Source organism: Alistipes finegoldii DSM 17242, from assembly GCF_000265365.1.
Taxonomy (GTDB): Bacteria; Bacteroidota; Bacteroidia; order Bacteroidales; family Rikenellaceae; genus Alistipes; species Alistipes finegoldii.
This window is the reverse complement of the sequence record NC_018011.1, coordinates 1,095,761-1,122,447: the sequence shown is the minus strand read 5'-3', so window position 1 is coordinate 1,122,447 and position 26,687 is coordinate 1,095,761. Positions and strand designations below refer to the sequence as shown.

The 26,687-nt window shown below is 52.9% G+C and carries 30 protein-coding genes and 1 pseudogene; 26 read left to right on the top strand and 5 right to left on the bottom strand.

Annotated elements, in window-relative coordinates; translation table 11 throughout:
• Positions 1-3: 3 nt before the first annotated feature.
• Positions 4-1,968, bottom strand: a complete 1,965-nt coding sequence (locus tag ALFI_RS05155) for an MFS transporter (protein ID WP_014775039.1) — start codon at positions 1,966-1,968, stop codon at positions 4-6.
• Between the two features lie 187 nt (positions 1,969-2,155).
• Between ALFI_RS05155 and ALFI_RS05150 the strand changes: the two genes are divergently transcribed.
• From ALFI_RS05150 to ALFI_RS05080, 16 genes and pseudogenes are all read left to right on the top strand, one after another.
• The gene (locus ALFI_RS05150) at positions 2,156-4,042 is read left to right on the top strand and encodes a TonB-dependent receptor (protein WP_014775038.1); all 1,887 of its coding nucleotides are present in this window, start codon (positions 2,156-2,158) and stop codon (positions 4,040-4,042) included.
• Positions 4,043-4,056: 14 nt separating this feature from the next.
• Positions 4,057-5,535, top strand: a complete 1,479-nt coding sequence (locus ALFI_RS05145) for a nucleoside hydrolase (protein WP_009597091.1) — start codon at positions 4,057-4,059, stop codon at positions 5,533-5,535.
• Between the two features lie 961 nt (positions 5,536-6,496).
• Entirely contained in the window at positions 6,497-6,796 is a 300-nt protein-coding gene (locus tag ALFI_RS16485) for a helix-turn-helix domain-containing protein (RefSeq protein ID WP_081488084.1), read from the top strand.
• Positions 6,797-6,807: 11 nt separating this feature from the next.
• On the top strand, positions 6,808-7,149 hold the full coding sequence (locus tag ALFI_RS05135; RefSeq protein WP_014775036.1) for a hypothetical protein: 342 nt from the start codon (positions 6,808-6,810) through the stop codon (positions 7,147-7,149).
• A 280-nt stretch (positions 7,150-7,429) separates the two neighbouring features.
• Entirely contained in the window at positions 7,430-7,630 is a 201-nt protein-coding gene (locus ALFI_RS05130; protein WP_014774805.1) for a hypothetical protein, read from the top strand.
• Positions 7,627-8,280, top strand: coding sequence for a hypothetical protein (locus tag ALFI_RS05125; protein WP_014775035.1), 654 nt, complete (start codon positions 7,627-7,629; stop codon positions 8,278-8,280). Before ALFI_RS05130 ends, ALFI_RS05125 begins: the two co-directional genes overlap by 4 nt.
• A 12-nt stretch (positions 8,281-8,292) precedes the next feature.
• A complete protein-coding gene (locus ALFI_RS16895; protein ID WP_155835640.1) occupies positions 8,293-8,442 on the top strand; it encodes a hypothetical protein in 150 nt (49 codons plus the stop codon).
• A gap of 9 nt (positions 8,443-8,451) precedes the next feature.
• Positions 8,452-8,664, top strand: a complete 213-nt coding sequence (locus tag ALFI_RS05120; protein WP_014775034.1) for a hypothetical protein — start codon at positions 8,452-8,454, stop codon at positions 8,662-8,664.
• A 12-nt stretch (positions 8,665-8,676) separates the two neighbouring features.
• A complete protein-coding gene (locus ALFI_RS05115; protein ID WP_014775033.1) occupies positions 8,677-8,976 on the top strand; it encodes a hypothetical protein in 300 nt (99 codons plus the stop codon).
• Between the two features lie 48 nt (positions 8,977-9,024).
• Positions 9,025-9,342, top strand: coding sequence for an LPD28 domain-containing protein (locus tag ALFI_RS05110; protein WP_014775032.1), 318 nt, complete (start codon positions 9,025-9,027; stop codon positions 9,340-9,342).
• Between the two features lie 5 nt (positions 9,343-9,347).
• Positions 9,348-9,785 carry a hypothetical protein gene (locus ALFI_RS05105; RefSeq protein ID WP_014775031.1) on the top strand — a complete coding sequence of 146 codons (438 nt, stop codon included), beginning with the start codon at positions 9,348-9,350 and terminating at the stop codon, positions 9,783-9,785.
• A gap of 12 nt (positions 9,786-9,797) precedes the next feature.
• Positions 9,798-10,013 carry a hypothetical protein gene (locus ALFI_RS05100; RefSeq protein WP_014775030.1) on the top strand — a complete coding sequence of 72 codons (216 nt, stop codon included), beginning with the start codon at positions 9,798-9,800 and terminating at the stop codon, positions 10,011-10,013.
• Between the two features lie 17 nt (positions 10,014-10,030).
• The gene (locus ALFI_RS05095) at positions 10,031-10,357 is read left to right on the top strand and encodes a hypothetical protein (protein WP_014775029.1); all 327 of its coding nucleotides are present in this window, start codon (positions 10,031-10,033) and stop codon (positions 10,355-10,357) included.
• A gap of 3 nt (positions 10,358-10,360) precedes the next feature.
• Positions 10,361-10,657: a hypothetical protein gene (locus ALFI_RS05090; RefSeq protein WP_014775028.1), complete on the top strand. Its 297-nt coding sequence runs from the start codon at positions 10,361-10,363 to the stop codon at positions 10,655-10,657.
• A 126-nt stretch (positions 10,658-10,783) separates the two neighbouring features.
• Positions 10,784-10,996: a hypothetical protein gene (locus tag ALFI_RS17250; protein WP_014775026.1), complete on the top strand. Its 213-nt coding sequence runs from the start codon at positions 10,784-10,786 to the stop codon at positions 10,994-10,996.
• A 293-nt stretch (positions 10,997-11,289) separates the two neighbouring features.
• Positions 11,290-11,805: pseudogene (locus tag ALFI_RS05080) on the top strand (ATP-dependent DNA helicase); the annotation flags it as partial.
• Positions 11,806-11,912: 107 nt separating this feature from the next.
• On the opposite strand, the gene ALFI_RS05075 reads toward ALFI_RS05080, so the two are convergent.
• Together ALFI_RS05075 and ALFI_RS05070 are read right to left on the bottom strand one after the other, a co-directional pair.
• Complete coding sequence (locus ALFI_RS05075) at positions 11,913-12,089, bottom strand: histone H1 (protein ID WP_009597166.1); 177 nt, start codon at positions 12,087-12,089, stop codon at positions 11,913-11,915.
• 191 nt (positions 12,090-12,280) lie between these two features.
• Positions 12,281-12,622, bottom strand: a complete 342-nt coding sequence (locus ALFI_RS05070) for a hypothetical protein (RefSeq protein ID WP_015545962.1) — start codon at positions 12,620-12,622, stop codon at positions 12,281-12,283.
• Positions 12,623-13,692: 1,070 nt separating this feature from the next.
• On the opposite strand from ALFI_RS05070, the gene ALFI_RS16890 reads away from it, so the two are divergent.
• From ALFI_RS16890 to ALFI_RS05030, 8 genes are all read left to right on the top strand, one after another.
• Positions 13,693-14,037 (top strand): hypothetical protein, encoded by a 345-nt coding sequence (locus ALFI_RS16890; protein WP_014775022.1) that lies wholly within the window; start codon positions 13,693-13,695, stop codon positions 14,035-14,037.
• Between the two features lie 99 nt (positions 14,038-14,136).
• Positions 14,137-16,209, top strand: coding sequence for a ParB/RepB/Spo0J family partition protein (locus ALFI_RS05060; protein ID WP_014775021.1), 2,073 nt, complete (start codon positions 14,137-14,139; stop codon positions 16,207-16,209).
• A gap of 71 nt (positions 16,210-16,280) precedes the next feature.
• The gene (locus ALFI_RS05055; RefSeq protein WP_014775020.1) at positions 16,281-16,712 is read left to right on the top strand and encodes a hypothetical protein; all 432 of its coding nucleotides are present in this window, start codon (positions 16,281-16,283) and stop codon (positions 16,710-16,712) included.
• A 16-nt stretch (positions 16,713-16,728) separates the two neighbouring features.
• Complete coding sequence (locus ALFI_RS05050) at positions 16,729-17,718, top strand: ArdC family protein (protein WP_014775019.1); 990 nt, start codon at positions 16,729-16,731, stop codon at positions 17,716-17,718.
• Between the two features lie 68 nt (positions 17,719-17,786).
• Positions 17,787-18,686 carry a DUF4121 family protein gene (locus tag ALFI_RS05045; protein ID WP_014775018.1) on the top strand — a complete coding sequence of 300 codons (900 nt, stop codon included), beginning with the start codon at positions 17,787-17,789 and terminating at the stop codon, positions 18,684-18,686.
• Between the two features lie 149 nt (positions 18,687-18,835).
• Entirely contained in the window at positions 18,836-19,471 is a 636-nt protein-coding gene (locus ALFI_RS05040) for a hypothetical protein (protein WP_009598741.1), read from the top strand.
• 17 nt (positions 19,472-19,488) lie between these two features.
• Positions 19,489-19,779, top strand: a complete 291-nt coding sequence (locus tag ALFI_RS16480; RefSeq protein ID WP_014775017.1) for a DUF4120 family protein — start codon at positions 19,489-19,491, stop codon at positions 19,777-19,779.
• Between the two features lie 104 nt (positions 19,780-19,883).
• Complete coding sequence (locus tag ALFI_RS05030) at positions 19,884-20,129, top strand: type II toxin-antitoxin system ParD family antitoxin (protein WP_014775016.1); 246 nt, start codon at positions 19,884-19,886, stop codon at positions 20,127-20,129.
• Positions 20,130-20,845: 716 nt separating this feature from the next.
• Here the strand turns inward: ALFI_RS05030 and ALFI_RS05025 are convergent.
• Both ALFI_RS05025 and ALFI_RS05020 read right to left on the bottom strand, forming a co-directional pair.
• A complete protein-coding gene (locus ALFI_RS05025) occupies positions 20,846-21,859 on the bottom strand; it encodes a PDDEXK nuclease domain-containing protein (RefSeq protein WP_009598749.1) in 1,014 nt (337 codons plus the stop codon).
• Positions 21,860-21,904: 45 nt separating this feature from the next.
• Positions 21,905-23,833: an ATP-binding protein gene (locus tag ALFI_RS05020; RefSeq protein WP_009598739.1), complete on the bottom strand. Its 1,929-nt coding sequence runs from the start codon at positions 23,831-23,833 to the stop codon at positions 21,905-21,907.
• A 589-nt stretch (positions 23,834-24,422) separates the two neighbouring features.
• On the opposite strand from ALFI_RS05020, the gene ALFI_RS05015 reads away from it, so the two are divergent.
• Together ALFI_RS05015 and ALFI_RS05010 are read left to right on the top strand one after the other, a co-directional pair.
• Entirely contained in the window at positions 24,423-25,307 is an 885-nt protein-coding gene (locus ALFI_RS05015; RefSeq protein ID WP_009598742.1) for a S24 family peptidase, read from the top strand.
• The gene (locus ALFI_RS05010; RefSeq protein ID WP_014775014.1) at positions 25,304-26,629 is read left to right on the top strand and encodes a Y-family DNA polymerase; all 1,326 of its coding nucleotides are present in this window, start codon (positions 25,304-25,306) and stop codon (positions 26,627-26,629) included. Before ALFI_RS05015 ends, ALFI_RS05010 begins: the two co-directional genes overlap by 4 nt.
• Positions 26,630-26,687: the final 58 nt, after the last annotated feature.

Here is a 26,687-nt window from a genome sequence, read left to right as displayed (position 1 = left end):
CGGTCAGTCGCGCCGGATTTCGGGACGAACGGACCGCCCCTTGTCGGGAAGCACCTCCCGGCCGACGACGGCCGTAACCAGCGCCCCGGCGAGCAGCACGCCGATCGTCACCCAAAGCACCAGCGAAGCGCCGCCCCATTTGAGCAGTATCGGAATGACGACGACGCCGGCGACGGCGCCCAGTTTGCCAAAGGCCGCGGCAAGTCCCGCACCCGCGCCGCGCTCGGCGACGGAATAGATTTGGGGCGGAATGATGAACGTCATCAGGTGGGGGCCCGCATTGAGGAACAGTTCGAAGAGCATGAACCCGGATACGGCGATCCAGACCGGCCAGTGGAATTCGTAGGCCGCCAGCAGGATGCCCATGCCCGCGGCGCAGAGGATAAATCCCCACGTCTGGGTCCGCACGTGGTACCAGCGGTTCACGAGCAGCAGACCAAGTACGAATCCCGGCAGGATGCAGAGGTTGATCCATGTGGTCAGCAACACCGAATCGGTGATTCGTGAAAAGGCCGACTCGGACCCCGTTTCCAGCCCCAGCGCCATGACCAGCACGGGCAGGAATACCCCGATGCCGTAGACGCCCAATCCCTCGCAGGCCCACGGAATGCCGCTGAAAATCACTTTTTTCACCTGACCGGGTTTGAAAAGGTCGCTCCAAGCCACCTTCGGCATCTGCGTTTTATTGGGGCGGTTGCGGATTTCGCCGATCTCCACGTCGGGGCCCAGAAAATAGCGCACGGCCTTTTCGGCTTCGGATATGCGCCCGTGGGCGATGAGCCATCCGGGACTTTGTTCGAAACGTATGCGGCAGAGCAGCATGACGACCGCCATGACTGCGACGAGCAGCAGCAGCCGGTTCCACAGGTGCGGATCGTGCCACTCCCGCAGCAGGGAAAAACAGATGGCCGCCGCTGCGATGCTGCCCAACGACGAAGCGGCTTTCGCTACACCGACCATCAGCAGTTTCCACCGCCGGGGCATGATCTCGGAGATGTAGTCCGAATCGAGGCTGTAACCGCCGCCGATGCCCAGTCCCATGAAAAACAGCCCCGTGACCAGCCCGAAGAGGTCGGCCGTGAAAAAGGTGAACAGCGAGGCCGCGAGGATGAGTGCGGGGCAGAACCGGAAGAAAAACAGGTATCCCTTTTTATCGCTCCACGCTCCGAACAGCACCGAGCCGACCATGATGCCGACGAGGCTGGTCGCCGCCACGAGTCCCTGTTGCAGGGAGGTAAGTCCGGGATGCCGGAAAATCTGGATCATCGGCAGTATGACGCCGACCAGCGTCGCCAGCCCTGCTCCGGTGATCTGTCCGAGCGAAGCGACGATAAGCACTCTGAAGTGGCCCCAACGCAGGGGCATCGTGTCCATGTTCATATTTTTATCGGTAGATGTGTCTGCACCCTCCTGCGGTTCGAGCCATCGTTTCCACCGTTCGAGCACCCACAGCAGCGCAACGCCCACTCCCACGCCGACGACCGATTCGGTAAAGCGCAGCAGGCAGTTTACGGCCGGCGAGACGTGGGGCGTCATCTGCGAGACGAGCAGGATGATGAGCAGCGTGATGGTGGCGATGCGGTTGTTCTGGTAGATTCCGACCAGCATGCAGAGCATCTCCAGCACGAAGACCGAGGCGAGCATCCCGACGATCGAAAAGGGCCATATCTTGAGGTATATGTAGGCGACGAGCGCTCCGAGGAAGGTTCCCAGCACCCGGGTCCATCCGGCGCGCAGCGAATCCTTGTAGTTGTGCGATTGCAGGACGACTACCAGCGACGTGCAGGCCAGCATGGCCCCCATCCAGCGCGACGCCTCGTGGAGCGATCCCGTTATGTAGACGCCCGTCAGATAGGCCAGCAGCACACCGATGCAGGAGACGAACGAGACGGAAGGGTGCATGCGTCCGACGGCATCGCGCAGGTGCTGCCGGATCCGTAACGGGATCGGTTGCCGGGTGTTTTCCATAATGAGCGTTTATCCGGCTCAGAACAAGAAACGCGCCGAAAGGGACGCCGTCCGTCCGATCCGGAGCGTTTCCGGGATTTGCACTTTCTTCGCTCCGCCGGGGGATTTTGGAACAAGAATTGGTGAAGGGGGAGGATGCGCTGCAAGAAGATAAAACAAATGTCCAAGTAAAACATAATGCGAGAAGATGAAGTCTAAACTGTTTGTCCTGCTGCTGTTGGGCGGTATCGTCCCCGTGTGCGCCCTGCGGTCCGAGACCGCCGACAGCCTGCGTAACGGGAAAACCTACCCGATCGGGGAGGTCGTGGTCACCGGAACCCGGCATGAAACCGACGTCCGGCATCTGCCGATGACCATTTCCGTCGTCGGACGGCAGAAGATCGCCGAGGGATTCCAGCCGTCGCTGCTGCCGACGCTGACCGAGCAGATTCCGGGACTGTTCGTTACGGGACGCGGCATCATGGGGTACGGCGTTTCGGGCGGGGCTGCCGGGCAGATGACGCTGCGCGGTGTCGGCGGAGGTCCCACAACGGGTCTGCTGGTGCTGATCGACGGCCATCCCCAGTACATGGGGCTGATGGGGCATCCGATCGCCGATGCCTGCCAGTCGATGCTGGCCGACCGGGTCGAGGTCGTGCGCGGCCCCGCTTCGGTGCTGTACGGCTCGAACGCCATGGGTGGTGTCATCAATATCGTGACGCGCAGGATGCACGAGGACGGGGTGAAAACCGACCTCCATGCCGGTTACGGGTCCTACAATACGCTCGAAACCGAGGTTACGAATCAGGTTCGGGCAGGACGTTTTACGAGTACGGTGACTGGCTCTTACAACCGCACCGACGGGCATCGCAGGAACATGGGCTTCGAGCAGTACGGCGGTTACGCCAAGCTGGGTTACCGGATTGCCCAAGCGTGGGATCTCTACGCCGACGTGAACCTCACGCATTTCAACGCCCGGAATCCGGGCTCCGTTTCGGAGCCCATTCTGGACAACAGGCAGCGTATTACCCGCGGCATGACTTCGTTCACGCTGCGCAACGACTACGGAAAGACTTCCGGAACCCTGAGCTTCTTCTACAACTGGGGACGACATAGGATCAACGACGGCCACTCGCCCGGCGAAGAGCCGCTGAACTACCGTTTCAACTCCCGCGACAGGATGCTGGGCGTATCGTGGTATCAGAGCGTCGCGCTTTTCAGGGGCAACCGCCTGACCGTGGGCGTCGACTGGCAGCATTTCGGCGGCAAGGCGTGGAACGCCTTTACCGACGGGGCTCCGGATAAAACCACGGCCGACAAGACGATGGACGAAGCGGCCGGCTATGTCGATTTCCGCCAGAGCCTGACGCACTGGCTGACGCTCGATGCCGGACTGCGCCTCGATCACCATTCGCATGCGGGTACGGAGTGGGTGCCGCAGGGCGGACTGTCGTTCCTGCTGCCGCACAACGCCCAGATCAAGGCGATGGTCAGCAAAGGATTCCGTTTCCCGACGATCCGCGAAATGTATATGTTTCCGCCGCAGAATCCCGATCTGAAACCCGAAAAACTGATGAACTACGAACTTTCGTTCACGCAGCGCGTTTCGGGCGGGGCGCTTTCGTACGGAGTCAGCGTCTACTATATCGACGGCGACAACATGATCCAGACCGTCCCGGTGGACGGACGCCCGAAAAACATCAATACGGGCCGGATCGAGAACTGGGGCGTCGAGGGCGACGCGGCCTGCCGCATAAACCCCGTGTGGGCTGTCTCGGCCAACTACAGCTACCTCCATATGGCCTACCCGGTGGTTGCGGCTCCCGAACACAAGCTCTACGCCGGGGTCGATTTTTCGCGCAGACGTTGGAAGGCATCGACGGGCGTGCAGTATGTTCACGGACTTTACACTTCGGTCAAACCCGTAGCGAAGGATAATTTCGTGCTGTGGAACGCCAGCGTCACTTTCCGCGCGACCCGGTGGCTCGATCTGTTCGTGCGGGGAGAGAACCTGCTGGCGCAGCGTTATGAGATCAACGACGGGTTTCCCATGCCGAAAGCAACGGCGCTGGGCGGTATGAATGTTAATTTTTAATACGATCCGAGACCATGACAATTCGTCAGTGCTTTTTCTGCCGGGGCCTGTTGGCGGTCATACTGTCAGCGTTCCTTGCTCCCTGCCATGCGCATTCGGGCAAAGCCCGTTTCCATGCCGTCGTCGACACCGACGGCGCCGCCGACGATCTGCGCACCCTCTGCATGCTGCTGGGCAACCGCGAAGTGGAGGTGCTCGCCGTCACGACTTCGGAAGGGGCGCTGCTTCCCGACAGCGCCGCCGTACGTGTGCGTGCGCTTCTCGATTCCTTCTACCACGAAGGCGTTCCGGTCGGTGCGGGACGTGCGGTGAATGCCCCCGCGCCTGCGTGGCGCGCCCATTCCGGAACCGTAGACTGGGGCGATGCCGCAACCGCAACCTCCGGAGCCGGCTTCCCCGCGGCGTCGGCATTGATCGCCGAAACCCTCGGAGAAGAGGAGGAGAAGGTCGTTTTCATCGCCCTCGGTGCTTTGACGAATCTATACGACGTTCTGCGGGAAAATCCCGCCTCCGGCGACCGGATCGACCGGATCGTCTGGTACAACAGCCGGGCCGAACCGCTCTCCGGAGCCAATTTCGAAACGGACAGCGTCGCCGCCCGTTATGTGCTGGCGAGCGGCGTGCCCGTAACTGTCGTGTCGGCAAACCCGGCATGTCCGGTCGTCGTTACGCCCGCCCTGATCGATTCGGTGGCGGCCGTGCCGAACGTCTACGCCCGGAAGATCGCCGCAACACACCGTACGCCTCCGCTGGCAAAACTGGTCGGGGAGCGTCATCTGGAAGCTTGGGACGATCTGGTCGCGGTTTATCTGTTCGCTCCGGAGCTGTTTTCCATCCGGGAACTGAATGGGACGGTTCGGGCGTGCGAACTGTCGGACAAGAGCGCGGCGGCGGAGGCGCAGACACGACTGACGGCGATTCTCCGGGGCAAGCCCGACAGCGAAAGCCGGGTGTTTTACGGCTTTCCGGTCGGCGGCGCACTCTATGCGGCGGATGTCGTTCCGATCATCGACTCGGCGGTTGCCCGTCACGGATTGAGCGAATGGCGGGCGGGCGTGCTGACCAACGAACTGCACGGCCATCTGGGGATTTACGCCACGATCGGCGTCAAAATGGGAATCCGTGCCCGCGAGTATTTCAATATCGGCGTGGACGACATTCTCGTCACGACTTATGCAGGCCATAAACCGCCCGTGAGCTGTATGAACGACGGCCTGCAGGTCGGAACGGGGGCCTCCGTCGGACATGGGCTGATTACCGTTGCGGAAATCGACACGCCGCGGCCCGAAGCGCGTTTCACCTTCAAGGACAAGACGATACGGTTGGTCCTGAAACCCCGGTATGCCGACCGTATCCGCAGGGATGTGAAGCGGGGGATCGAACTATACGGCGACCTGACAGAACCTTACTGGCAGTACGTGAGAGCGCTGGCGCTGCGGTACTGGCTCGATTTCGACCGGCATGAAATCTTCGACATGTATGTCGGGGATTAGTGCGCGCAGAGTCCGATTAAAATAAAAAATACTAAATATTGTATAAATTTTTTGATGAAAACGATTAATTTTTCTATATTTGGGATAGGAAATACAGCTCGGCTGTTTATTCTGGCAAAATAATCCCCATTCGAATGTGACTGATGAACAGTCAGGACGCGATATGCGCGGTTCCTGACCAGTTACATATTTGAATAATGGGGATTATTCTACTATTGCCAGAGTCAGGTTCCGCGCATCTTTTTTTGAGGAGCGATTTCAAAAGACGCGCCGTCATGAAGCAATCGGAATATCCGGGGTGAAACCATCCGGCAGTTTCACCCGATCGGCTGCCTGTGTCTACCTGCATGCAGTGAAAAGAATCCTCGCTGATGCGAGAGCAGTGACGCAACTTACTGCGGAGGGAGGGGCCTGATAAAGGTCCCTCCCCATTTTTTTGCCGTCCGTCCGGTGCGGCGGCTGCAGCGGCTGGTGGTGCTGAGAGCGGATGCCGGGGCGGAGGGAATAGACATCGGCAGTCATTGGCTGCCGGGTTTCGATGGCTTGGGAGAAATGTGAGAAGAGTAGGAGGGGTGCGGTAAAACGAAAAAACCTCATATATCAACGATATATGAGGTTTTTGCACTTTGTTGCAGTGATTTTCAACTGCTTCTACGGGTGGAAGATGGGGCTCGAACCCTTATTCCTTATTTGTTGTATATCAATCTCTTATAATGCAAGTTCGCTTTTGAGGTCACTATTTAGTAGTGAATGTTTAACGCCTCAATGCACACCTATACTACATAGACAAAGATACGATTAATTTTTCATATTTCCAAATATCATCTTTATCAAGCCCGATAAGACCTTTCTGAAAATCAAGCCATGGTGTTAAAATGTTGATATGTAATTATTTACGTGTGTTAATTACCCGTGCCTTTGTGGCATCTTTGCGTCAGAATCATTCGTGATAGTTACTGCTATGGACCGCATGGAAGAAATTCTGGAAATCGTGCGAGAAATCCGCGAGGATGTCTCCTTTATGAAACACCACCGTAATATGCTTTGCGGGATGCCTATTCTGGAAGTCGACGAAGTATGCGACCTGTTGAAGATGAGCGATCGTCAACTGCGCCGTTATCGCACTTCGGGTCAGCTCGTCGGTTTCCATTTCGGTCGTCGTCTAATGTTTTCGACGGCTGAAATCAACCGCTTCATAGAGCGTGTTGAACTGGAACATAAGCAGAAAAAGTCTTTGAGAAAAGCTATTCATAATCTTTAACACATAATACTATGTCTGAAACAACAGAAAGATCTTATTATCTGGTGGAGCCCATGTATTTTGAGAAACTGCTCCGCACGCATTTCATGCTGACACAATCCACGCTGCTCTTCGAACACCTGTTGAGCCACAGTGACCGCCCGATGTTCCTCTCGGCCCGCAAGGTCTGCGAGGTGCTGGGTATGGATCGCCACCAGCTCGAACAATGCCGTAAAAAGCGGATGATCCGCGCCCGTGCCGTCAACGGACAGATGCTCTACGCTGCCTACGAGCTGATCGCGCTTACGGAACACTTCTACCGCCGGAAGTTGCGGAAGACCCTCTCCCGGATACCACAGTTCACAGTGCGCTGACCGAAAGGGACTGACTGCATCCGCAGCAGTCTCTTTTTGTTTTGAGCCAGCGCGAATAATAATTAAAAATCCCTTTGTGAACGCCGTCTGCGGGGCAAGATAGCGTCAGGGGCTTACGCCCTTTTCGGCTTTTTCGCACGATCTCCACCCTTCGGGTTGTATCGCCCCTCAAAAATTTGCCTTGTCCGTGCCGTCGCTGATAATCCCGCCCCGAAGCCGGCTTCTCACTTTCATAGCGGGGATCTGCCGGCCGTATGTCAAATCAAAATCCATTTCGAAGATGAAACATCAAAAATTCGAGATTGCGGTGGCGGGTTACGACTACCGCTTCAAGACCTACGCCCGGGACGGCGTGGAGGCATCGGTAAAGGTGAAATGTTTTCTCGGAAAGCCCGATGCCGAGTGTACGATCCTTGTGCCTGCGTTGAACGATTACCTGCGGGAAACGGAATCCTGCCGCAGGCAGGTTGCTCAGCGATGAGAAAGTGGATCGATCAGTCGACCTTCGACGAGCTGCTGCTCGCCAATGCCGAGGATAACATAGAGCGGGCTATTCGAAGCGCATCGGCCGTATTGGAAACAGTGCAGGAGTTCGTTCCGGAGGCAGCCTTGTTCTACCGTGTTACACATGCCGTGGACAGCCTGAAAAACTATTTCGAGGAAGCTTGCACCGGTTTCCGAAGAAACGACATCCTGTTTCTCGTCCGCCAATATTTCTATCCAAAACCCTATTACGACCTCCGATTCGATTGGTCGTTCTTCCGATATGCGGACAACTACTCCTACGGCAAGGCTTTCGACAAACAAACCGCTCCGAACCGTATCGGGGTCTTCACCAAAAAGAAGATCGACGACTGGGTGGAATACCTCACGCAGGGTTTCCGGAATCTCGAACGGATCGATGCGGAGAACGAACGCAAAATGACCGGGTACCGCAACCGGTTGGAGGCTCTGTCCGATGTGGTTTGGGTTCATGACAAAAGTCACGGCCAGATCATTCGTAACGGCCTGACCTATACTTTCGAAATCCGGCAGACGGATTACAGCGAAAAGATCTCTTTGGATTATCGCTGCCGTACGCTCGATGATTTTCTGGCTGCCTCCGATAACAAACTCATACTTAAACCCTGATCGACTACTACCATGGATACGACGAAAGCGACCGACTTGCAAAAACATATCCGGGAAGGCTGGAGGGTGCAGGATTTCATCGACTCTCTGGCACCGGAGGTCGAACGGATTGTGGCCGGAAGAGGCTGGCGCAAACTTTTTCGATTGTATAACCTGAAATGAAGATGATCCATGGAACGAAACATCATTATCGAAAATATCTGCACCGCATGCCACTGCGGCGAACGGCGTGCCGAGGAATATCTGGCCGCGGAACTTCGTAACCTGCGGGAATTGCGGGATGCCGGCGCGCTGTGCTACGGCGACCTTGAAACAGCCTGCTCGGGGCTGGGACTGGACTTCGATTATACGGACTATTTCTGTCGGGCCTTGTCGCTGACTTAACTCCGATTTACGATGAACAACCTTTGTTTCAACCGCTTCACCCTGCGGACGGACGATGCGAAAACCCGCCGCAAAATCCTTCGCTGGCTGGCGCTCAATTACCGTTTGTATGAATACATCCCCTCGGAGGCAGAGATCCGCGGACGCTTCATCTCGCACAAGCCCTTTCCCGCCGAGGCGTTCCGGCGTCAGATCGGGAAACTGCACGGCGACAGGACTCTGTTCCTGCGGATTGTCTCTACGGACTTATACTCGCTCTATGTGGAAGGTAACGTCTACCTGCTCGGAGCGTGGTACCGAATCTTTCTTTAATAACCTGCCGCCTGCTCCGCAACGAGCGGGCGGCGTCATTTCCATATCATGGCATACGAATCATCCATTCCTTTCGCGGATATCAGGGATTTCCGCGACGCTGAGATCAACGGCATCCCGGCTCTTTTCACCATATCTCGGCTCGATTCCGAAACCCTTCCCGCCGATTTTCACTCGTGCGAGGTTATGGGCGGCCGTGGCAGCGATTTTCAGTGGCTCGTTCCGCTGGCTTTGGCAAACTTCACCGGAACGTTCGTCTCCCGGCAGCCCCTGCTCCGGGAAGGACAGGCGTCCGCTGAAATACGCCGGTACGGCATCTATGACGCGACGACAGTCGACGAATGGTCTGAAAACAATAACTCTTAAACATTATGCGACGAAAATTCAAACTGAAGGTCTGTTATACCTTCCACGGGGCTTTTACCCTGCGTGCGGCTTCCGGCAAGGAAGCCGCACGTCTTGTTTCCGAACAATGCGGAACGGTTCTGAACACGATCCGAACGACTCTCGGCGAAGAATCCGAGGTAGACTGGCATTTCGACAAACATCCCCGGCTTGCAATCCGGGAAGTAATCGCTCTTCCGGAGACCCTTGACGGGGAGAAGCTGCCGCGCGTGCAGGTCTTTCACCCCGGGCAGCGTGTCTTCCGGAGCGATCCCGACTATGAAATGTCCGGTTGTTGTGTCGTCTGTTCGGGTAATGACGATAAGGAGACACCCTCCGACAAGGATCTTATCCTGATCTGCTGCTCAGACTCGGAAACTGAAGTCTATCCATGCGAACTACGTCCCATATCCGATAATCATTAAAGACACCTTCAAATGAACATGCAGGAATCCGATTTCCGGCATGCGCTGGAAATCATCACCCGGAACAACCGAATCACGGTGTCGTTCAACACACCGATTGCCGATAACTACTCCCAAGTCTATCCGCTTCTTATCCATGAGAGCAACGCTTCGGTACTGAAACAGCTCCATGAGGCGGGCTTCTCGATGAGCATGACGAAAAAAGGACTGGAAGTATCGAAGTATTAACCTCAAATAATCGCGCAATGAAACGCTATGAATTTTATCGGAATCAAAAAATTACTGTCATAGATTGCCGGTATTTCAGTTTTGAAGCCGAGAATCTCGAAACGGCAGTCCAGAAGATCAAGGAGCTGTGTGCAGACGGTCAACTCGACGAACTGTCAAACGATCCGACCTATCAGGAAGATGCTGCTTATCAAATTCCCGGAACGGAATATCCACTGGACATAGAAAACAATAACGGAGATCCTACGGTTATGATTTACTCAGCCGCAGACGGAACCCGTATCACGGACAACCTTCCGATATCGACCGGAATAACTCAAACCAAGAACATTATAATCAACTAAAACATGAATTTAAACGAATATTACCGTAACCATAAGGACGCGATCAACGCATCGATTATGGAAATTGCCTGCGATCTGGCCGTCGGACAACTGCTGAATGCGCACGATGCACCTTTCGAAACATTTGTCGAAGCCGATGACCCTGACGATCCCGACAGCGGAACCCATTACAAGGAGGAGTTTCAAAAGGAATACGACAAATATTACGACGAGGAGTATGCCCGTGTATCAAAGCTGATGCGCTTCGACTATTGCCAAGAGGATGGAGTCGCGGCTTCGCCTGAAGATACGAACACTTAAACCATAACTTATTATGATCGATATTCCTTTGTCCCTGCGCGTTCCGCCGCAGGGACGCTATAACCGCGGTATTTATACCTGTTATGAATGTGATTTCGAACCGCCGCACTATACGTAGTACCTTGCATGCTGGGCCTTGCCGAGACCTCTGCCGGTACGATGGTCGTCTGGGAATGTCCCCGGTGCGGTCAGAAATGGCTGTTTCACTATCGGGCCCAAAATTCCCGTGAAGCTCACGATTACGCCGCCCAGCTCCTCGCTTACCGCAATGGCGATCCCGATTGGCGTATGACGCTGAATCCCGACTGGATTGCGGTGCCGCGGCAGAAAAAAGAGTAACCCTAAAACCTGATCCAATGAAAATCTTTGAAAGAATCACAAAACGCTATGCGCTTCAGAATTACTATCTGCGGCGCAATTTCTATTGGCCGGATACGCTGCCGGAGATTCTCGATTATTGGCAGCAGCACAATGACCTGCCATTCCTCTACGGCGGCGATAACTGGCCGTATGATGCAATGTGCGAGCGGCAGCGCCGCAAGGGCGTCTATGCTTCGCAATACCTGACACCCGACCGCACGGCCTGCCAGATGGCGGCACTGGCCGTGCGATATTTCGACAATGACAGCCGTGTCGTGGGCGCCGCGAACCTGAACCTGCTGTTGCAGCAGGCACTGAATCCTTCGGACCCGAGCCTCAATCGCGGCGGCTATACCTATCGTCAGGGCGATCGTGTGATGCAGCAGCGCAACAACTACGACAAGGATGTGTTCAACGGCGATCTGGGTTATATCCGGGAGGTGGATACGGAGGAGAGGACGTTGAAAGTCGATTTCGACGGCAAATGGGTCGAGTACGATGTCACGGAACTCGACGAACTGACGCTGGCCTACGCCACGACGATCCACAAGGCCCAAGGGTCGGAATACCCGATTGTAGTCATGCCGGTGCTGATGACCCACTTCGTGATGCTCCAGCGCAACCTGATCTATACGGGTATCACGCGCGCCAAAAAGATCTGCGTGCTGATCGGTGCGACGAAAGCCTTGGCTTATGCCGTCCGCAACGTGTCCGTGCTGAAACGCAATACGAGCCTTCGGGAGCGGTTGAATCCCTCCCTGACGACCGACGGGAAACTCCGGGGCTGAATCTTCGACAGGGCTGCCGTCATTTCCTCCGCCGGTAAGGCCGAAACCGCCGGGACAAAAAAGGGTGTCCTTCGAAAGAACACCCTGCGTCATGCGATGAAAACGAGCTATTTGGCAGCTGCCGCAAGCGACGTTTTCCGGAATTCCTTGAGTTTCTTCTCAAGCTCCAGCGACACCTTACGGGCGCGCAGTCCCGCAGCTTTGTTGTTTTTTCCCGCCTGAAGCTCTGCGTCGGTCTTGAATGCCGCATACAGCTCGTCGATAGTCTTTACCAGTTCATTCATGGTCGTATGGAATTTAGTAGTTTAACACGATCCAAAAATAGATATTTTTTCACAAAAACAGCTTTGTGATGCTATTTTTTTCGGCCGGTTCCCTCGGTGCACGGCATTCCATTCCCGAAAGAATTTTTCTGCGAGGCTCCTTCGGGTTCTGCATGCCGGGTTCATATGCGGTATATGTCCGTGCTGCCGGCTTACAACTCCAGATTCCACTGCCGTCTGTGCTCCAAGAACGCTTCCCGGGTTCTGTCGTCGAATTCCGAGAGATCCTTCTCCGTAAGGATTCCGTTATAGAAAAGGCTGAATACCGTCAAAGCATAGCGGGAGCCGTTCAGACCGTCATACTGACGACTTATATCTTTGTCGAATGTCTGTATGCTCTTATATATTTCCAAATATTTCTCATGGCAGGACTGCGCTTTTTCATCCTGCAGGAGTCGTTTGAGTTTCGCCAGAAAGGTACAGCATTCACGCTCCAAGGCCCGGCTTATGAGTGTTCGGGCAATTTTCTTTTGGCTTTTATCCAATTCTACCATACAGCTTACGGAGATTATGTTTTTCAGGACTCCAAAATAATTATTTTCGGTCTATTAAAATATACAAACCGAATATCGGCCCGCGGGAAAAATTGCTAAAACGGGCGGCGATATAAGAAACGCAAATTCTCGAGGATGAACCGCCGGAAGCTGAAAAACCGGGGCACGGCTTGCTGCTTTCGAAAAGAATCCGTATTTTTATCCTGTGCAAAATACCGCAAGCACAATTTTGTCAGCTCCGGATACTGTTGGGAAACGGTGTCCGGAGTGTTTATACCGTCATATGGGAATACCGAAAACTCCCTCCAAAGACACTTTTCATCTACCCGTACAGGCCGTTGTGTGAGATCACGACAGCTCTCTTCAAAACATAAAAAATTCCGTCGTGAACAACGGAACGCGTCAGCATATCGGTACATCGTAAATTTCCATCTTTAGGATTCTCCGAAAGAACAGAGCCGTCCGGAGCGATATTTATCGTATATGCATCGGGGCGACACGTATAAAAAACGAATTTCGAGCGCGAGACAGCCGGGCATTTTATTCCCCCGAAAACAGGACATACAACTTTCCCGTTTTCCGGACATTCCATGTTTTTACCCGGCCTTTGCGAGTCTTCTTGCCATATGGCTAAATAATGAGCCGGTGCAGGCGATAGACGTAATAGTCTACGGCATGTAGGCCGGCCACGAAACCTTTTCCGTGTACCCTTGCTGCGAGTCCTGCGACGCCCGAAATCCCGTATGTGACGCAACACATTGATAAAACCGTGGCACGCAAGCGCCCATGGGCTCCGTGCCGGAACATGGATACGGTCGAGCGTGTCTTTTTGGCCTCCGGCAAGACACTGGTGAAACTTAAATCGGAATAGATATATTCACATTGCCATTGCCTGGCAAGTAAATTCTCCTCCCCACGGTTTAGGAATGTTTCATCCATGAATTTCCGAGAGGTGCCCGGCATATTCTCCGACTCCTTGCAGAGCAGGCAGGCCATGAAAACCGTTAGCAGTATGAATACCGATTTACGCATTCCGATAAACTGAATCTATTACAAAATTAACTGTTCGTATGGAACCGGCAAATTTTCCGGAGATATATACCGGAAACGAAGATGAATCCGACCGAATGCAGGATATTGCCGGATGCTTCGATCCGATTATACCCAGAAATGACGGGTTTCAATATGACATCGAAGCTGCTGCTTCCGATGTTTGTCACGGCAAAGATAAATGGAAATTACCTATCCTGCCGGTTGCCCCGGGAAAGATAATCCCGGGCCGGTCGGCCGGGCCTCCCTCTCCGGCTCCGGGACGGAAAAATCATCCTCGCCGGGGCTGCGGTATTTTTCCGCCCCTGCACCTGCGCCGCGGGCTTATGAATCTTCCCGAGGCAACCGATCCGTTCGGGATATAAAGCCTCATAACATATTATTCATTGCTTGCGCGATAAAAACAATAAAATTCGTGCGAGCGGATAAACACGTGAGACACACGGTAAAAACTGTTACATGTTATGCAGACTGCAAAAGCAAATTCGAAATCGAAGAAGGGCGGCAAGACCGCAGTTCGGACGCCGGCCGTTTCCGAGGCCGTTGCGGCGCAAGCGCAAGACCCGGTTGCAGCCGGGAGTCCCGACATGAAACCCGCCGAACCGCAGGCAACGGATATCGGAGCTGTGAATCCTGTCGCAGAAACCAGTCCTGCCGAACAACCGGCAGCCCATCCCGAGACGGATGTCCGGCTGCTGGATCTGAACAAGATCGTCAATTCGACCTACAATCCCCGCAAGAATTTCCGCGAGGATACGCTGCTGGAACTTGCCGAGAGCATCAAACAGTCGGGCGTTCTTCAACCTATCTGCGTGCGTCCGAGGGACGAGGGCTTCGAGATCGTCTACGGCGAGCGCCGCTATTGGGCGGCTGCAATGGCGGGCCTGAAATTCATCCCGGCCCTTATCCGGGAGTTGTCGGACGCCGAGGCCGAGGATGCCGCCATCACGGAGAACCTGCAACGCGAGGACGTGCGGCCGCGCGAGGAAGCCGCTGCCTACAAGCGGGCCTTGCAGTCGGGGCGGCATACGATCGAGAGCCTCGTGGGCAAATTCGGCAAGTCGGAGGCCTACATCCGCTCGCGTCTGAAACTTTGCGAATTGATCGACGCCTTGGCCGGGATGCTCGACAAAGAGGAGATTTCGGTGGGCGTCGCTACAGAGATCGCCAAATATCCCGCCGACATCCAGCAGGAGGTTTACAACGATCATTTCGCCGAGGGGTGTTACAGCTCTTGGAAGACGGCGCGGATCAAGGAGATCGCCCGGCGGCTCTACGAGCGTTATATGACCAAGCTGGAAAGCTACAACTTCGATAAGACGAAGTGCCTTTCCTGCCAGCACAATACGGCCAATCAGGTGTTGTTCAAGGACGAATGTACGGGCGGTTGCGCGGGCTGTCAAAACCGCGAGTGCATGATCCGCAAGAACAACGAGTTTTTGGTACAGAAGGCCGTGAAACTCCTCAAGGACGATCCGCGTACGACACTGGCCACAGACGGCGAAACGCCTGCCGCAGTACTCGAAGCTCTTGAGAAAGAAGGCTATCACGTCGAAGAGCTGGAATACAGCGTTTATCACTACGATAAAGGCCCTCAGATGCCCGACGCTCCGCAGGCCGAAGAGTTCGAATCGGAAGAGGAGTTCTCCGAGGCTCAGGAGGAGTACGAAGCCGAAATGGCGGCATTCGCCGAAGAGACACAGCAGTTGGAGTTCGACATCTCGGAAGGGCGCGTGCGCAAGTACGCCGTCATCGGTAACCTCGATATCGAGTTCCGCTACGAAGAGATCGAGGATGAGGAGCGGGAAATGACGGTAAACGAGGGGCAGGACGATGAGCATAAGGTCTTCGTCACCGTCGTTCCGCCTTCGCCGCTGGAGGGGCTGTTGCAACAGGAGCGTCGTTACCGGGAAATCTGCTACGAGCATATCACGACCGATATGAAGCGTGTCTTCCTCGATGTGAAAGTTGCGAACAAGCCCTTGCAGAAAGAGGAGCAGCAGATGTTCTACTACGCCGTGATGCAGCGCGTAATGAGCGACTCGAAACTCCGCCAGTGCGGTTTCCGGCCTAAGGAGGGCTCTTGCCTGACCGACCGGGAGCAGTTCGCTGCGGCGGGTCGTATCACGGCCAAGCAACAGGCGGCGCTGGTTCGCGCTTATCTGGTGGACTACTTCCGCTCGGCGGCTCCGGAGTACCGCTGTACGGACGAAACGCTTCTGACGGGAATGATGTGCCGCTTCGCGGATATGAACTTCTCGGAGCAGAGCCAGAAGGTGCAGCAGGAGTATCTGAAAGTCTACGAGCGTCGCAAAGCCCGTCTTCAGGAACAGATCGACGCCTTGCAGGCAAAAGCCGAGGCCGAGGAGATGGCGGTTTCGATGCAGGAGGCACCGGATGCCGAACCGGAGATGCCCGAGCTGCTGCCGGACGAGACGCCCGCTATAGAACCCACCCCGGAGCCGCTGATTATTCCTATGGACCCGGATATCGAACCCGATATCCGGATGCCTGAGGAGATGAAAACGGCGGCATAGTAACAACATGAACTAAATGTCCAAACCGACGGAGCAGGTTATGCCTGCTCCGTCTTTGCATTACTACTGTTATGAATAAGATTTCAGAGATTCCGGAACAGACACCTATTGCAGAAAAACCGACAGTAGAGATGCCCGCCGATCCGTGGCGCTGCGGGGCGTGCGGTTCGCTGCGGGTATCCTGCCAAGTCTGGGTGGACAGCAACACGTACGAAGTACAGTCTATGGCGGAAGACAAAGATGACTTATGGTGCGACGACTGTGCAGAACACACCCGTCAGGTACGCGAGAGCGAATTGATGTCCGATACGGTCGAGCCGTGGTGGAATGACGGAACGACAGAAGAAGACCGGGAAATTATCACCGGACTGAATCCGGAAAATTTCAGCCCGAAGGATGATCGCAAGGCTTTCCGCGATGCCTGCGACATGTGGTGGAACGGCAGGACGAACGGCGAGAAGATCCGTCTCTGGCGGCAAGCTACCGCTCCGGAGGAAGAATAACTTAAAGAGAAGAGCCATGAATAAGAATCTGATTGAAAAGATCGCTCCGCAGCTGACGGAGCTGATGATAAAGAAAATGGAAACGCTTACCGAAGCGTGGCGCAAGCCGTGGATCGCCGACCTTGCGCACGGTCTTCCGCGCAACCTGCGCGGCACGCCCTACCGGGGCGGGAATATCCTGATGCTGCTGTTCCTCTCGGAGATCGCAGGCTACAGTACGCCGCTCTTTATGACCTTCAAGCAGGCCAAGGAGGAGGGCCTGAACATCCTCAAAGGCTCCGGTTCGTTTCCGGTCTTCTTCTGGAAACTGTATATCCGCCATAAGGAGACCCGCAAGAAGATTGAGTTGGCGGACTATTACCGCCTGCCGCAGGAGCAGCGGCGGCAATACGACGTGCTGCCCGTGATGCGCTATTACCCGGTCTTCAACATCGACCAGACGGATATGTCGGAACAGCAGCCGGAGCGCTACGCTTCGCTTACGACACCGACCGGGCCGAAAGACTACTCGGACGGTCTGACATGCGAGGTGCTCGACCGGATGCTGGCGGAGCAGTCGTGGCTCTGTCCCATCCTGCTCAAATCCGGCAACAGGGCGTCCTATTCACCGACGCTCGACCGGATCGTCTGCCCCGAAAAACGGCAGTTCCCGGAGGGCGCGGCATTCTACACGACACTTCTCCACGAAGTCACGCACAGTACGGGGCATGCGGAGCGTCTGAACCGTCCTTTTGGCGCTTGCTATGGCGATGCCGATTATATCCGGGAGGAACTGGTCGCCGAACTTACGGCGGCCCTGTGCGGCGCGATGCTGGGCTTCGCCACGACGCCCCGCGAGGAGAGCGCTGCCTATATCAAGGACTGGCTGGCGGAGTTCCATAAAGAGCCGACCTACCTGTTCGACATCCTCACGGACGTGAACCGGTCGGCACGCATGATTTCCGAACGGCTGGCTGTAGAGCAGGAGCCGGAAACCCCGGATGCGATTCCGTCCGAAGCTGCCTAAACCTTGATAAACAAATCGTTTAATCTGCGCTGCGGCCGAAAGGTCGCGGCGTTTTTATTATCAGCAATATGCAACAAGATAAAACCGAAGATCGGTACAGCCGCGAAACACTGCTGCCGATGAATACGCTTTACGACCATGAACATTGCCTGACGCAAGAGGACGTAGATGCCGCCAATGCTTTGGTGCGTCATATCGAACGTACCCGCAACCCGCTTGTCCCGCAGGTCGGCGACCGGGTGCGCTATACCACGCGCCACGGCGACTTCCATGGCAACGCCTTGATCGAGGCGGTCCGTGAAGACGGAATGCGCTCGATCTGCCTGTGCCCTTACGTGCCTTTCGTGTGGGCGACAGCCGACGGTATCGGCTGCTCGGTCAGCGGAGGGCCTTTTACAGCCGTGATGCCGCAAGAACTGAAGCCTTCCGGTGCTATGCCGGGGGATTTCTGTGCTTGGGGCCATTGCGGCGCCTGCGGCAACGGAGTCGTCCGGTTCTGCGCCGAGGTGCCGCTGTGGGAATTCCGGGAAGGCGATCCGCTCTACGGTGATTTCTCCACCGAGAAATGGCGCAAGATCAGCCTTTACAAAGATACGGAGAACCTGCATGGTAACCTTTACCGCGGCGACTGTATTTCGTTCCGGACGGAGGAGGAGTTCCGACGGTTTCTCTCCGATTGCGAAGGAACGGTATTCGCGGCTCCCAATCCGAAGTCGGTCATCGTCTGGGGCTACCGGGACGAGCAGGTCGCCCTGCCCCGGACGGAGTGGAAGGCGCTCGACGTTCCCGTTACAGAGCGGCGCATCTACAACACGCTCCAACCCGTGAAACTCGTCAAGGACCACGGGCGGCATACTGCGGTCTGCTATTTCGTCAGACCGGAAGACGACATCAGTCAACCGCAGGACATGACGCTCGAAGAGTTAATCTACGAAGAGTCATGCCCTACAAGCAAAGTTACAGTGTAGAATGATCCTGTCATCCGTATGCCACTCGATTTGGATGATGTGGACACACAGACTTGCCGAATCATAGACCTCTGTGAGCGAGCCAGTGTTCAGGTCCCTGTGCATCCAAGGCTGCGCGATACAATGTATTAATATAATATCCATTTACCATGCACGAAGCAGAACAATATTTACGCAATCCAGAAACCCCGTACTCTCTGTACATCCAGTATCAAGGTCGACGCCGACGTCTGTTTTACAACCGCGATCAAAACATTTGCGGCATCATCGGTATCGGCAGACGAAGATATGGCTTCGGATTCGGCGACTGGGACAACATTGAAAAGATTTTCAAACCGGCTCCGGACAAAGACCCTGAGGAAATCAATCGCCGTCTAATCCGCAAATTCCAGCGGGAAGCGGCCAAAGCAGGATTCACAAGCCCGTTTATCCGCAAAATCCAGCATGCCGATTACAGCAAGGATCTCTACAAAAACGGCATCACGACCGGAACCAGTATCGACGGGCAGATCATCACGCTCGAAGCCGTGCGCAAATGGTGCGGCAAAACGACTTACCGGTCTTTCTGCGAGGCCGTCAAAAACCGCACGCCGTTCCATTCGGGTCGGTTTGATTTCCGCGGCTACGACGGTTCGCTATGGGTGGAGCCTTGCGATAAGGACGATGGCTATCACCGGGTTGGGGACCTGACCGCAGGATTTTCGAAAGAGTACCGAGGATGCGGTAACGGTTATTACTACCTGCTTATCAACGAGCATACCTTCATCGGCTGCGATATAGACTAACGAAAATCCGGACTATTATGAAAATCATGTGTCAGGAGCACTACGATAAAGTAGTGCAATATGCCGAAAGTATCGACGACAAGACGCTCCACGAGTGTCTGAAACGGCTCGAACGCCGGGAGCAAAATCCCCATCATCTGTGCGAGATCGAACTTTACAAGGACTTCGCACCTTATTCGTTCCTTTTCAAGGAGCGTTATCCCGATGGGCGTTTGGGCGTTGTCGGCGGACTGGTCTATCATGGCTGCCCGGATCGGTCGCATTGTTTTATCGACGGGCCGTTTCATGGCTGGATGACCCATACCTGAAAAGTTGAATACGAATTGTCGATCCCGGCCGGACACAATAAATCCGGTCGGGATTTTGTTTTTATTATTAAATATTGGTAATTTTGCGTAAAGACTGAACAACTATGAAAACGACATCGGTAGCCCTCGGTGTTTATTTCGAGGATTTCATCAAGGCAAAAATCGCACAGGGGCGTTATAACAATGCCAGCGAGGTTATTCGGGCCGGCTTGCGGCTTTTGGAGGAGAACGAAAGCCGTCTGACGGAGTTGAAAGTTGCCATCCGCGAGGGAATCGACAGCGGCGTGGCCGAAGGATTCGACCCGGAGGATCATCTGAAAACCCTGAAAGCCAAGTGGACGAATGGATGAAATACGGTTTACCCGCAAAGCGGTCGAAGACCTTTCCGACATTTGGAACTATACGGCGGATAGGTAGTCGGAGCAATAGGTGGATACTTACAATGTCGTTGCGAATTGTTCCCGGGACGAGTTTTGCCTCTTTCGCATTGACAATCATTCTTTCTCTGCAAAGAGATATATTATTCTATGAATGTAAGGAAATCGTTAAATATGTATTTGGTCTTTACCTCGTCCCGATTCAATTCTTTACGTATTTTTATTCTTTATGAAATCGGAGGTTGGACGCATATCTCGTAACCGGTAATTTTTCAACATGCGAAGCTAGGCATTCAAGGCTTTGTTGAACTCTTCATTGATGTTGTGTAAGGCAACATGCAATTGAAGATTGCCTTTAGGTGCCGGATGTGGTTCGGATCCTCAATAGCACTCCTGCCTACGTCCCAAAATGCAGGCTTGATCTTAAAGGTCGTAGTAAACACTGCGCCCTGTTAATCGTCATACGCATGCGAATTGCCGAAAACTCCAAATTGGCATTGTTCGGCGAGGACTGCAATTTGTGACTTAAAAACCAACTCTTCTATATGGTCATAGCCTTGTTATGGATTGTTCTTGGAAATTATATTTTTCAAAAGTCAGTCCGCAGACATTTTTCTATGACGCATTGTCACATGCTATTTCAAGTTATTTATCCCGATAGGTTCTTTGCGTATGACGCCGGGATGACGTTATTTGACATTATTTTCTATCTGCTTCCGACTTGTTTCCAGCTCGTTAATAAGTTCCTCTTCTGTCGGGAGATAAAGTTTGTATTTTGAGGCAAACAATTGATTGCTGTCGTTCATTACCGAGTATTTGACAATCGTGTTGTCCCGCTCGGTGCAAAGCACGATACCGATAGTTGGATTATCGGTTTCTGTGCGTATATTCTCCTCGAAATAGCGAGTATAGAAATCCATTTGTCCGATGTCTTGATAAGTCAGTTTCCCGACTTTCAGATCAATCAGCACAAAGCATTTGAGGATGAAGTTATAGAATACAAGATCGACATAGTAGTTTTCGTTGTCGGTCTTGAAACGGTATTGACGTGAAACAAAGGAAAAACCGCGCCCCAACTCCAACAAGAATTGTTGCAGGTTGTCGATAAGCGCTTTTTCCAAATCTTTTTCATAGAAGTTCACGCCACTCGGAAGACCGAGAAAGTCGAGCACATACGGGTCTTTGATGATGTCGGCCGGTGTGAGTTGTGCTTGGCGCGAAGCCGCATCTTCGGCTTCTTTTACTATAAGTTGATTTTGCGAAGAGAGAATTCGTTCGTAGGTCAGTCGCTCAATTTGCGAATCCAATGCCCGCGTACTCCAGTTCTGCAATGCAGCTTCATTCATGTAGTAAAGTCGGGCGCGTTCGTTTTCAACACGGATTAACGTGCGGTAATGGGTCCATGTCAATTCGGGACGCAGTGCGTCCCATTTTGGGAACAGCAAATAAAACTGACGATAACGGCGTAATTCACGGGCGTCGAAACCTCGCCCGAACTCTACCGACAACTTCTCTGCAAGGTCGTTAATTACCCTTTGTCCGTATTCTGCGCGACTGGCTCCGGCTTGTTCTTCTTCAACTATTCGGCGGCCTATTTTCCAATTGGCCTCAAGTATACCGGTATTTACCGCCTTGTATATAGTGTTACGAGTATTGATAATGATAGCTCGAATATCGTCGTATAGAGTTGTTATAGCGCTCATATTTAATGCTTTTGAAGACGGGACGCACTGCGTCCCGAAAGTATGTTACTTTTGTTCGTTCGATGCTTTAGGTATATTGCAACCTTTTAAAAACCCTTGTTTCAACACATTGAGAAATGTCGAATTTCGAGATTCTGCATCTTTCAAAAAGGCATCAAAGGATAATACATATAAGCCAAATGGAATGCGAATATTCTTATCTTCGTCTAAAATAACCGTATGCTCTTTGTAGAATAAAGATCCTGCAGAAAATAATTCCGTATAATTTTCTTCTTTTAACGCTATGCGAAATTCTGCATCTATATCTACGATTCCGTAGAACCAAATACGTTGAATTTTATCGGGATAATATTTTGCAAGTTTTCGAGCGCGCTGTTTTAGCTGACTGACGACCTCTTCTCTTTTGGCCAAAGGCAATCCTAATTTTTTGAGTTCAACGATAACAACATCCGTTTTAGTCTGTACTTCTACTTGGCCTACTGGATTATGAAAATCATTAGAAAAGACGATTGCAATATCAGGCCTTTTTTCATCATCAACATTCTCTCCATCCAATGCAAGATATGGCATAAGCTTATTCATTTCCAAATCGCTGAGGATGGTTGAATAAGACATATATTTATCGTCTAACAACCACGCATTGTTAGTGTATAGATCGTTTATAAATCCTGCTTTCCCACAAACTTTTTTTCTAGGAACAATTATATCGTGAATATCCGCTTCCGGATTCTTCTTATCAATTTGTTTTAGATTTTTGATGATTACATTTCGATATAAAATATACTCCATCAATGTTCGAGAGGAAACGTTAAGAGCTTTTTCATATTGTTCGGTTGAAATTGTGTTTGGAGCATCCAAAACCTCTTTTTGTGCCTGAAAGAACTTACGTTGGGCTGTTTCAATCGCTTTATTGCGATCGATAATTCCAATTGATTGTTCATCGAAATAACCTGCCAAATGAGGATAATTATTATTTAGGCTTTCTGTTATATGTTTATTTTCCTCTTGAATGCTTGGGATTTTTTCATTCAGAATAATCGTTGCATGTTTCCTAAATAGATTTTTTACAGTTTTCAATTCTTGCTCATCAAGTGTCAGGGCTTCTCGAGAAGGATTTGTTTTACCTGTAAAGAAACTGGAATACAACAGAAAAACTATTTCATATCCTTTGGGGGTAGATTCTTTTGACATAATATCAATAGGAATTGTTCTCCCATCAACGCAGATTGCGGTTACTAGTGACGATTCTTTATTGGTTTGTTTGATTTTGTAAAAAATATCAATCGTGTCAAAAAGGTCTAAGCTTTCTGCAGGAAATTTTCTGCTTTCTAAATCGACACTTTGACTAGCTATCAGTATTTGACAATCGTTATAAAATCCTTGCTCAGGATTAGGCTCTTTGGTAGATAACGTTAAATCAATCTTCAAATCTTTACCCGCTTTAACAATGGAAAACAGATGCGGGTAAAAATGATAAAGTATAGACTGCCTAATAGATACCGGTTTAAGAAAATCATAAGAATATAATTTTTTCTTTAGGTACCCGCTAAATGCCAATCTGCTGCCCGTATAAGTGGCATCAGGAGCCGGAGAGAGAGTGAAATTGTTTTTCTCAAAGTTCTTCTTGAACGTAAACTTCCGAATTTGTTTCTCAAATATGCTTTCGATATAAACTTCTTTGAAATATTTGAGGAAGACCAATCGTCCGAGTCCTTTGTGATCTTCTTCCTCTGTTTCAAGTAATTTAGTGAATTTACGATACCGATCGTTAGTAAAACCAACACCGTTGTCAGAAATTACTATTGTAAGAGATTCCGGCTTGGAATACGAATCAACGGCAATGCTTATTTGGATATTATTGGCGCCTGCATCTATTGCGTTGGCAATAGCTTCAAAATACACAAGCTCCAATGATGAAGAGGATGGATAAAAAAAATCAATCGCCCGACTTAAATTAACCTCCATGCCGTCCATAAGCCCTTATAAGTTATATTGTGAACAAAGGTAGCAAATATTAACAATTGAGCACAGAAATACAATGAAAAAATGCGGGCTATTGTCAATGTTTGGGATCAAAATAGGAACCAATAGAGTGGTTATTATGCAATCTATCGTGTAGTCTCATTTTCTCAAACGATAGTATCACGAGATTACACTGGGAAATATTATGTTGCAATAGTTCGTGTTCGCTTCAGCTCTTCATCGTCGATCCGATTGTTCGGCAGATATTCTATACTCAGTTTCATGACGCTATGAAATATGCAGAGTTATAAATATAAGGAATATCCGGGAAATTACTCGCGGTTGATACCCATTTTTTTGATTAGATCTTTTATATATCTTTCGGAATGCCGGTACTGGCGCTTATGCAACAAAGGCACGATATTTTCGTTTGTATTGTGAACGAACTCCGCAGGGAGTACCGAGGAAACGACGCAATTTCACACTACACGGTCGGCAGGAGCCGGCAAAGCCCCGCTTAACTATTTGTCGAAACGACGACACGATGCCCGACTGCATTGCGTGCCGACACTCCGTATGCCCCTGCGCCTAATTATGCACGATGAATATTCATTTCGATATATATGGTCTTATAACGACGACCGTCAAATCGCTGCCCTACGTCAGCGAAGGCATTCCGGCAGGATTCCCTTCGCCGGCCGCGGACTATATCGGCGACCGCATCGACCTGAACGAAGTCCTCATACTGAGTCCGGGTGCGACATACTATGCCCGCGTTCGGGATTACTATCTGGTCGAGGAGGAGCTGGAGCAGGGCGACGGCATCCTTTTCGACACGCGGCTTGCACCGCGCACCGGGGACCTGGCGTTTTGCGAGGTCTGCGGCGAACGGGTGCTGAAATATATCCGCAAACGGGGGCGAGAGCTATGGCTTCTCGGCGGCGGAACGGACGACACGCTTCCTGTCGACGGCGACACCGAAGCGCGGGTGCTGGGCGTCGTTACGGTCGTCATCAAAGTCCGGAGGTTCAAGCGACGGCGCACACGCCTTATCGACCGCCTGCCGCAGAAGGAACAACCCGCGCTGTTCGAGCGGCGGGCTATCCGAGCCTCGTATTTTCCGGCGAGCGACGTTCCCGTCGCGGGGCTCGTCGACCTGAACGAAGAGCTGATTCCTAACCCGATCAGCACCTTCTTCGGGAAAGTGCGGGGCATCTCTCTGATCGAAGACGACATCGAGGACAGCGATTCGGTGATCGTGGACCGGATGCTCGAACCCCGGTGGGGCGATCTTGCCGTATGCGTCACCTCCGAAGGCTTCACCATGAAATACGTCGAGGTGCACGACGACGGGGAGATCTGGCTGATGCCCGGCAACAAGGACTATGCTCCGATTCGGATTACCGGCGAGAACGAACGGTTGATATGGGGCATCGTCACCCACTCCATCCGGCAGCTGAGGACGAAGAAAGGAGGTATAGGATGAGCCGGAAGCTGTTGCCCCTGAATCCCCGCCAGATGGTCGGCCTTGCCGACGGGAATTCATTTTACTGCTCCTGCGAGGAGTCCATGCAGCCGTGGCTGCACGGAAAGCCCATTATCGTGGCCTCGAACAACGACGGCTGTGCGATAGCCATGAACCGGCCGGCGAAGCGATACGTCAGGATGGGTGACGCGCTGTTTCAGATAGCAGACACCATCCGGGAACACGGCATCGTTACGTTCTCCTCGAACTACGAGCTCTACGGCGACATGAGCAACCGCATGCACAGCATTTGGGCCTCCTTCGTCCCCAACCTCGAAATATACAGCATCGACGAGGCCTTCCTCGACTTTACGGGAATGGAAGGCTTCGATTTCGAGAAGCTGGGGCGCGAGATCATCCGCACCACCCGGCGCGGAATCGGCATCCCGATCTGTCTGGGCATCGCCCCGACCAAAGTACTGGCCAAGGCCGCCAACAAGCTCGCCAAGACGGACGACGCCCGGCGGGGGCTCTATATCATCGATACGGAGGAGAAGCGTGTGGAGGCGTTGAAAAAACTCCCGATAGGCGATGTGTGGGGCATCGGTCGGCGGCATGAGAAGCGCCTGACGGCGATGGGTGTCCGCACGGCCTACGATTTCTCCGTGCTGCCGCGCGAGTGGGTGCGCAGGAACATGACTGTCGTTGGCGACCGCCTCTGGCGCGAGATGAACGGGACGCCCTGTATCAGTCTGGAACTGGCGCCGCCCGACAAGCAGGAGATATGCACATCGCGGGCATTTGGGAAAATGACCTCCGACTTCAACGAGGTGAAAGCCGCCGTTGTGCGCTATTTAAGTTCGTCCGCCCATAAGCTCCGTGACCAGCATTCCTATGCCCGGCGCATCTATGTCGGCATCGAAACCAATCCTTTCAACGAGAACCAGCGTCAGACCTTCCGGGGACTGCAAATCGAATTTCCCGTACCGACGGACAATACGTTCGAGATGGTGCCTTATGCCATGACGCTGCTCCGGGCGATCTGGCCGGCCTACGCCCCCGGCGAACGGCCGTTCCTGTTCAAACGCGCTACCGTCACGTTGTCGGACCTTATTCCTGCCGAAGCGCTTCAGCTCAACATGTTTCACCATAGGCCCGACATCGGGCAGCTGCGGCATTTGCAGGCCGCGGTGGACGAGGTCAACGGACCGCTGAACCTCGACAGCCGCCTCGTGGTGCTGGGTGCGGAATTGACCGGGCAGAATAATACCCGGCTGCGGCGCGAGATGCTCTCGAAATGTCCTACGACCAAATGGAGCGATCGGATAGATATTGCCATCTAACTTTGTAAAGAATTTTTGTTTATGTGTTTTTTCACCTCTCTGTCAGCAAATGCAGCGG